The 7,538-nt window shown below is 46.1% G+C and carries 7 protein-coding genes; 6 read left to right on the top strand and 1 reads right to left on the bottom strand.

Going from position 1 to position 7,538, the window contains the following annotated elements; translation table 11 throughout:
• Positions 1 to 10 precede the first annotated feature (10 nt).
• The 3 genes from R7Z41_RS22095 to R7Z41_RS22105 all read left to right on the top strand — a co-directional run bounded on the left by R7Z41_RS22095 (position 11) and on the right by R7Z41_RS22105 (position 1,501).
• Positions 11 to 541 carry an elongation factor P hydroxylase gene (locus R7Z41_RS22095; RefSeq protein WP_005380546.1) on the top strand — a complete coding sequence of 177 codons (531 nt, stop codon included), beginning with the start codon at positions 11 to 13 and terminating at the stop codon, positions 539 to 541.
• 25 nt (positions 542 to 566) lie between these two features.
• Entirely contained in the window at positions 567 to 830 is a 264-nt protein-coding gene (locus R7Z41_RS22100) for a YfcL family protein (protein ID WP_017635933.1), read from the top strand.
• A 146-nt stretch (positions 831 to 976) separates the two neighbouring features.
• Complete coding sequence (locus R7Z41_RS22105; protein ID WP_005380552.1) at positions 977 to 1,501, top strand: NADPH-dependent FMN reductase; 525 nt, start codon at positions 977 to 979, stop codon at positions 1,499 to 1,501.
• An 83-nt stretch (positions 1,502 to 1,584) separates the two neighbouring features.
• On the opposite strand, the gene mnmC is transcribed toward R7Z41_RS22105, so the two are convergent.
• Positions 1,585 to 3,603: a bifunctional tRNA (5-methylaminomethyl-2-thiouridine)(34)-methyltransferase MnmD/FAD-dependent 5-carboxymethylaminomethyl-2-thiouridine(34) oxidoreductase MnmC gene (gene mnmC, locus R7Z41_RS22110; protein ID WP_206970956.1), complete on the bottom strand. Its 2,019-nt coding sequence runs from the start codon at positions 3,601 to 3,603 to the stop codon at positions 1,585 to 1,587.
• A gap of 128 nt (positions 3,604 to 3,731) precedes the next feature.
• Here mnmC and fabB point away from each other — a divergent pair, with 128 nt between their 5' ends.
• The 3 genes from fabB (at position 3,732) to R7Z41_RS22125 (ending at position 7,427) form a co-directional block, all read left to right on the top strand.
• The gene (gene fabB, locus R7Z41_RS22115) at positions 3,732 to 4,943 is read left to right on the top strand and encodes a beta-ketoacyl-ACP synthase I (protein ID WP_225477526.1); all 1,212 of its coding nucleotides are present in this window, start codon (positions 3,732 to 3,734) and stop codon (positions 4,941 to 4,943) included.
• 340 nt (positions 4,944 to 5,283) lie between these two features.
• The gene (locus R7Z41_RS22120; RefSeq protein ID WP_132936864.1) at positions 5,284 to 6,417 is read left to right on the top strand and encodes a 4-phosphoerythronate dehydrogenase; all 1,134 of its coding nucleotides are present in this window, start codon (positions 5,284 to 5,286) and stop codon (positions 6,415 to 6,417) included.
• On the top strand, positions 6,414 to 7,427 hold the full coding sequence (locus tag R7Z41_RS22125; protein WP_005380562.1) for an aspartate-semialdehyde dehydrogenase: 1,014 nt from the start codon (positions 6,414 to 6,416) through the stop codon (positions 7,425 to 7,427). Before R7Z41_RS22120 ends, R7Z41_RS22125 begins: the two co-directional genes overlap by 4 nt.
• Positions 7,428 to 7,538 lie beyond the last annotated feature (111 nt).

The raw sequence follows: 7,538 nt of genomic DNA on the forward strand, positions 1-7,538 counted from the left end.
AAACTCGACGATGACCCACGAATACCAAGACTTAATCACCATTTTTAATGACACCTTTTTAGAACAATTTAATACGAAATTAGAGTTAGGTGGTGATGAGCCTATTTATCTTCCTGCTGATGATGAACACCCTCATCATCGGATTATTTTTGCTCGGGGTTTTTACGCCTCTGCTTTACACGAGATTTCGCATTGGTGTGTGGCTGGTCCAGAGCGTCGTTTGCTGGAAGATTTTGGTTATTGGTATGAACCCGATGGGCGAACAGCAGAAGTTCAAGCGGAGTTTGAGAAAGTTGAAGTGCGACCTCAAGCTTATGAATGGATTCTGGCACAAAGCGCTGGCTTCCCTTTTACGGTGAGTTGTGACAATCTACACGGCGATTTTGAACCAGATAGGCTCGGCTTTATGAAAAAAGTGCATAAAGAAGTGCTAGGTATTTTGGACGTTGGCTTGCCTTTGCGAGTGAAAATGCTTTCTGATGCCCTGCGCGCATTTTATCAAACTAAGCCACTGGAAGCGTCGGACTTTTGCGTTAAATAACCACTAATAACCTCAGAGATACACCATGATTATTGAATTTGAAGAAAAACTACTGGAACTGATTGATGCTCGAATTGAAACAGCATCTGACGATGAATTGTTTGCTGGTGGTTATTTACGTGGTCACATCTCTTTATCCGCGGCGTCTTGTGAAGAAGAAGGGATTAGCGATATTACTGAGCTGAAGTCACGCATTGAGAGCAGCTTAGAAAATGCGCGTACCGAGTTAAGCCCGGCCGATCGCGTAATTGTCAGTGATTTGTGGCAAGAGCTCCAGGCTCAGGCTTAATCCCTAAGCAGCGTTCTCCCTTCATTTAATCCTAGTCATTTACTACTTCGAAAAATTCGAACCTCTCCATAAAATTTTTGTGGTTGTAGCGAAACTGTTCAACTTTTATTCTGATCAGCATAAAACGTGAACAAAGGATTACAACCATGAAAATTGTCGCATTTGGTGCATCTACCAGCTCTACCTCAATCAACAAACTACTTGCTACATACGCAGCAAATCAAGTCGAAGGCGCTCAAGTGAATGTTCTAGACTTAAACGATTATCAAGCGCCAATGTTTAGCGAGGACAAAGAGAAAGAAATAGGTCAAGCTGAAGGGGCTGTCGCGTTTTTACGTGACTTGGCGGAGGCTGACGCTCTCGTTGTTTCCTTCGCAGAGCATAACGGTTCGTACCCAGCGGCCTATAAAAACTTGTTCGATTGGGCGACGCGCATTGAGCGTAATGTATTTCAAAACAAACCTGTCGTTTATTTAGCAACTTCCCCAGGTCCCGGTGGTGCACAAAGTGTTCTTGCGGCGGCGACAGGTTCTGCTCAATTTTTTGGCGCGGATGTAAAGGCATCGTTATCTGTGCCGAGCTTCTACGAAAATTTTGACGTGGAATCGGGTAAGGTTGTAAACCCAGAAGTGGCAGAGCAAGTGAAACAGGCAGTTGCACTGCTGAAGTAATCTCAGTACGAGCAACTTAGTGAGTTAGCGATTCCCGACACGTATCACGTATCTGTGTCGGGAATTAAAACGAGAGAATACTCTTACAGCTCGGTAATGGCTTTGCCTTTTCTTAGTTTACGAACCCACATTCGACTTGGGTGAAGTTCGGTCAATACATCAACCGGTAATGGCAGCGGGTCCCCACAGATCTGGGAGGCCAACACTTCAGCTAATAATGGTGCAGAGCTCAGTCCACGAGATCCTAAACCTAAGAAGCAGAATAGGTTAGGGTACTGATGAATGGTTTCTACCTCTTCTGCTTTTTGATTTTGTAAGTTGGCGTATTGCGTTTTGATCGTCTCAAAGTCACCCACATTCCCGACAAATGGTAAGTGATCTCGGCTAACACAACGAATACCTTGGCGAGATTGATTATCAGTGATATCTACCTCTTTTGCCCATGTTTGATTCGGTACACATTTCACTAGCTTTTCCGCATTATCTTTTTGGGCGTTTTCATCAAATTCGTAGTCAAGGTGACTGCGGTCGTAGCTTGCACCGATACACAAGTGTTGATTACTTGGGTTAACAGGTGTCATGTAACCGTCGTAACACAACACCGTTTTCAGCTGACTCAGCGTTTCGGTTGCTGGCGCATGACTGACTTGTCCTTTCACTTGTCCCATTGGTAGGGAAGCGGTTTGACTCAATGTCTGGAACTCATGGCCGTTCGCAATTACAACCGTTGAGTGCTCAAATGTTTGACCACTCGCCGTTAGTAGCCAGAGCTGACGCTTTTCATCCCAATCTAATGCCTCAACAAGATGTTCAAACTTCGTTGAGAGTAACGACGTCTTCTCCAATTGTTTAATTAACCCGCGAGTTAACTCGGCAGGGCACAGCCACCCTCCCATTGGGTAGTGCACAGACGCCATATCAATAGGTAACCCGATAGTGTTCGCAGTTTCCTCGGCGGACAGCTTTTGAATGAGCTCTGGAGTGAAGTTACCCGCAAGCATTTTCTCCAGTTTGTCTGTGGATTTGTCATCCCACATCAACTGAGTTACGCCACACCAGTCATGATCAAAATCGATCTCTTGTGCTGCTTGTTCAACAAACTGACGTGCGAACAAAAATGCAGGAGCAAACACACGCGAAACGCCAGTATGGGGACCGTTCAACAATGGATACACGGCCCCTTGACGATTACCCGACGCTCCTTTGGCTGGTTGTTTGTCTTTACAGTAAAGGGTGACGTTTTGGCCACGACGAACTAACGTTTTCGCTAACGCCGCGCTGGCTATACCACCACCAATGATGGCAATCGAATCAAGATTGCTAGATGCTGTGCGATTGAACCAAGGGAGATGGTTCGACTGCTTTTCACCTTGCTCCATAGAGCCGGCGATCATTTCTCGCTTAGTGCCGAAACCTTTCACCTTTTTCATTGTAAAGCCAGCTTCGTTCAAACCACGACGTACAAAGCCTGCTGCGGTAAACGTGGCAACTGTACAATCTTGCTTGGCTAGCTTTGCCATGTTGTTGAACAGGCCTTGGTTCCACATCTCTGGGTTTTTGCTTGGCGCGAATCCATCTAAGAACCAAGCATCAATCAAACCTTGTTCGTTGTATGGGACTTGCGGCATGCAGTCTTTAATGTCACCAAACCAAAGGTCGAGTGTGATTGCGCCGTCTTCTAAAACAATGCGATGACACTCCGGCACAGCGGCAGGGTAGTGCTTTTGTAACTTTTCCGCGTATTCAGCTAGCTCAGGCCAAGCTTCATGCGCCTTCTTTAAATCGGCTTTGCTTAATGGGTATTTTTCAAAGCTAATAAAATGCAGCTCTTTCAATGTTGCGTCCGGATGCTGACGACGAAACTCACTAAACCACTGGCATACTGCTAAGAAGTTTAATCCCGTGCCAAATCCGGTTTCACCAATGACAAAACGTCTTTGGTCAAATTCCTGCCATCTTTCTGGGAGATGATTTTGTTTTAAGAAAACGTAGCGTGTCTCTTCAAGACCGTTTACGTTAGAGAAGTAAACATCATCAAATTGGTCTGAAACCGGAGTACCAGCTTCGTTCCAACCAAGTTCTGCGTTTTTTATTGAAGTCATAATGGTGCAAATTTGTGATTTGGCGCGGTAAGAATGGGGCGATTGTACGAATTTATGGGAAAGCTGACCACTTTTGTTGACTATCTTAGTTATCATCTAGCGGATTTTTGAATTATAGGAATGTCATAATGAAACGAGTCGTAATCACCGGTATGGGTATTGTTTCAAGTATCGGTAACAACGTCGAAGAAGTTCTAGCGTCTCTTAAAGCGGGCAAATCTGGCATCACTGCATCTGAGCAGTTCAAAGAACACGGTCTTCGTTCGCAAGTATGGGGTGACCTAAAAATCAACCCGGCGGAACACATCGACCGTAAGCAGATGCGCTTTATGGGTGATGCGGCTGCTTATGCATACCTATCAATGGAGCAGGCAATCGCAGACGCTGGTCTTACAGAAGAGCAGGTTTCAAACGATCGTACCGGTATCGTTGCAGGTTCTGGCGGTGCTTCTGCATACAATCAAACGGTAGCGACAGACACGATGCGCGCCAAAGGCGTAAAGCGAGTTGGTCCTTACATGGTTCCTCGTACTATGTCTTCTACTGTTTCTGCTTGTCTTGCTACGCCATTTAAGATTCGTGGCGTGAACTACTCAATGAGCTCTGCATGTGCAACATCTGCACACTGTATCGGCCATGCTATGGAGCTTATTCAACTAGGCAAACAAGATATTGTTTTTGCTGGTGGCGGCGAAGAGCTAGATTGGTCTCAAACTATGATGTTTGATGCGATGGGCGCACTGTCAACCAAATACAATGACACGCCAGACAAAGCATCTCGTACATACGATGCAGACCGTGACGGTTTTGTTATCTCGGGCGGCGGCGGCATGCTGGTTATTGAAGAACTAGAGCACGCACTGGCACGTGGTGCGAAAATCTACGGTGAAATCGTAGGTTACGGTGCGACATCAGATGGCTACGACATGGTAGCGCCATCAGGTGAAGGCGCAATTCGTTGTATGAAGATGGCGATGCAAGACGTTGATGGTGTGGATTACATCAACACGCACGGCACATCGACACCAGTTGGTGACGTGAAAGAGCTTGGTGCTATCCAACAATTGTTTGGTGAGAACAGCCCTGCAATCTCTGCAACAAAAGCAATGACTGGCCACGCACTCGGCGCAGCGGGCGTGCACGAAGCAATTTACTCAACACTTATGCTAAACAAAAACTTCATTGCTCCAAGCATCAATATTTCAAACTTGGACGAAGCAGCACAAGGTCTGGACATCGTGACAGAAGCACGTGATGCAGAGCTAACGACCGTAATGTCAAACAGCTTTGGCTTTGGCGGCACAAACGCAACTTTGGTTATTAAAAAGTACCAAGGTTAACTGAATTTGTTGGCGCCTTGCGAGAGTACTGTAAACGCCAACAATCCAGTTTCCAGAGCTTGATCAGTCACACTGATCGAACAGACGCAGACTCTATCCCATGGAGAGCGGGATAGGATCCTTTTGTTCTGGAACTTTGCCCGGCTATTTAGCCGGGCTTTTTCTTTTCTCTGTTTCTGCTTTTCTCTAGGCTTCCCGTCAATCGATTCTATAGGAGTTACCTCCTTGAGGTTTATTGGTGTTATATCTTGAGATTTTTCGGGAAAAGGGCACAATCGCTTTAGTTTCGCATCTTGCGAATAAACGAACTCTTACAAATGGATGTTAGAACGCTGGCGCTATGAAAATTATTGTTGATGAAAATATGCCGTATGCTGAAGAACTATTCAGCCAACTCGGTAACGTAATTCTAAAACCAGGTCGTACACTGACCGCCGATGATTTAGTGGATGTTGATGCCCTAATGATTCGCTCAGTCACCAAAGTGAATGCTGACCTGATCAGCAAAGCAAACAAGCTGAAGTTTGTTGGTACGGCCACGGCAGGCATGGATCATGTTGACCAAGCACTCTTAAAAGAGAAAGGCATTTTCTTCACTGCGGCGCCAGGGTGTAACAAAGTGGGTGTGGCGGAATACGCGTTCAGCGTGATGATGGTGCTCGCTCAGCAACAAGGTTTCTCGGTATTTGACAAGACGGTAGGTATTATTGGTGCAGGCCAAGTAGGTAGCTACCTAGAGAAATGTTTGAAAGGCATGGGTATTAAAGTTCTCATCAATGACCCATTCAAACAAGAGGCTGGTGATCCTCGTAGCTTTACTCCGTTGACAGAACTGATTGAAAGCTCAGACATCATTACACTACATACGCCAATCACCAAAGATGGCCCATACCCAACGCATCATTTGATTGATGAGAAGGTATTAAATGGTCTCCGCAGCGATCAAATTTTGATTAACGCGGCTCGAGGTCCCATCGTTGACAACGCTGCTTTGAAGCAACGTCTTTTGAAAAATGATGGCTTTACAGCGGCACTCGACGTATTTGAATTTGAACCAGAGGTTGATATGGAGCTTCTGCCTCTGCTAGCATTCGCAACCCCTCACGTTGCAGGCTACGGCTTGGAAGGGAAAGCTCGCGGTACAACGATGATTTTCAACAGCTACTGTGAGTTCTTAAATAACGAATTACGTGCGCATGCCAGCGATTTACTGCCAACCGCGCCTGTTCCTACTATGGTATTGGACAGAGCTTGGGACGAAGCAACACTGCATAACATCACGCAGTTAATCTATGATGTGCGTAGAGATGACGCTCTTTTCCGCCGCGAAATCAGTAAGCCAGGCTCTTTTGACCTGATGCGTAAAAACTACTGGGATCGCCGTGAATACAGCGCTGTCACGCTAGTGGGTAACAAAACATGTAACCTTGCTCCATTAGCAGAACTAGGTTTTCAGATTGAGGTAAGTCAATGAGCCAGCAATATAATGTTGCCATTTTAGGTGCGACCGGTGCGGTCGGTGAAACAATTTTGGATGTGCTTCAAGAGCGCAAATTCCCAGTAGGCGAAATCTTCCTACTCGCGAGTGAGCGCAGCGAAGGCAAGACTTATCGCTTCAATGGTAAAACGGTACGCGTTCAAAACGTAGAAGAGTTCGATTGGTCTCAAGCGCATATCGCACTGTTTTCTGCTGGTGGTGAGCTATCAGCCAAGTGGGCTCCAATTGCCGCTGATGAAGGCGTGATTGTTATCGACAATACATCACACTTCCGTTACGAGTACGACATTCCTCTTGTTGTGCCAGAAGTAAACCCAGAAGCGATTGCAGAGTTTCGTAACCGTAACATCATTGCGAACCCGAACTGTTCAACCATCCAAATGTTGGTTGCACTAAAACCAATTCACGATGCGGTGGGCATTGAGCGTATTAACGTATCAACTTACCAATCGGTATCTGGTGCAGGCAAAGCGGGTATCGATGAGCTAGCAGGTCAAACGGCGAAGCTGCTAAACGGTCTGCCTGCAGACAAGAAGCAATTCTCTCAACAGATCGCGTTTAACTGTATTCCACAAATCGATCAAATGATGGAAAACGGCTACACCAAAGAAGAAATGAAAATGGTGTGGGAAACACAGAAGATCTTTAACGATCCATCAATCACAGTCAATCCAACGTGTGTACGTGTTCCTGTATTCTACGGTCACGCAGAAGCACTTCACATTGAGACTCGTTCACCTATCGATGCACAAGAAGTCGTTAACTTGCTTGAGCAAACTGACGGTATCGAAGTGTTCCACGGTGAAGACTTCCCTACACAAGTTCGCGATGCGGGCGGTAAGGACCATGTAATGGTTGGTCGTATCCGTAACGATATCAGCCATCATAGCGGCGTAAACCTGTGGGTTGTTGCTGATAACGTGCGTAAAGGCGCGGCAACTAACGCGGTGCAAATCGCAGAAGTTCTGATCCGCGATTACTACTAAGTCGCTTACAGTTCATTTCAAAGCCTCGCACAGTGCGCAATGTAGATCAGATAAGGATCAGTTGACCGATCCTTCTGATGAGAGACAATCGGAAACCTGTTTATAGGTTTC

The sequence above is a fragment of the Vibrio sp. 1457 genome, from assembly GCF_033340195.1.
Lineage (GTDB): Bacteria > Pseudomonadota > Gammaproteobacteria > Enterobacterales > Vibrionaceae > Vibrio > Vibrio alginolyticus.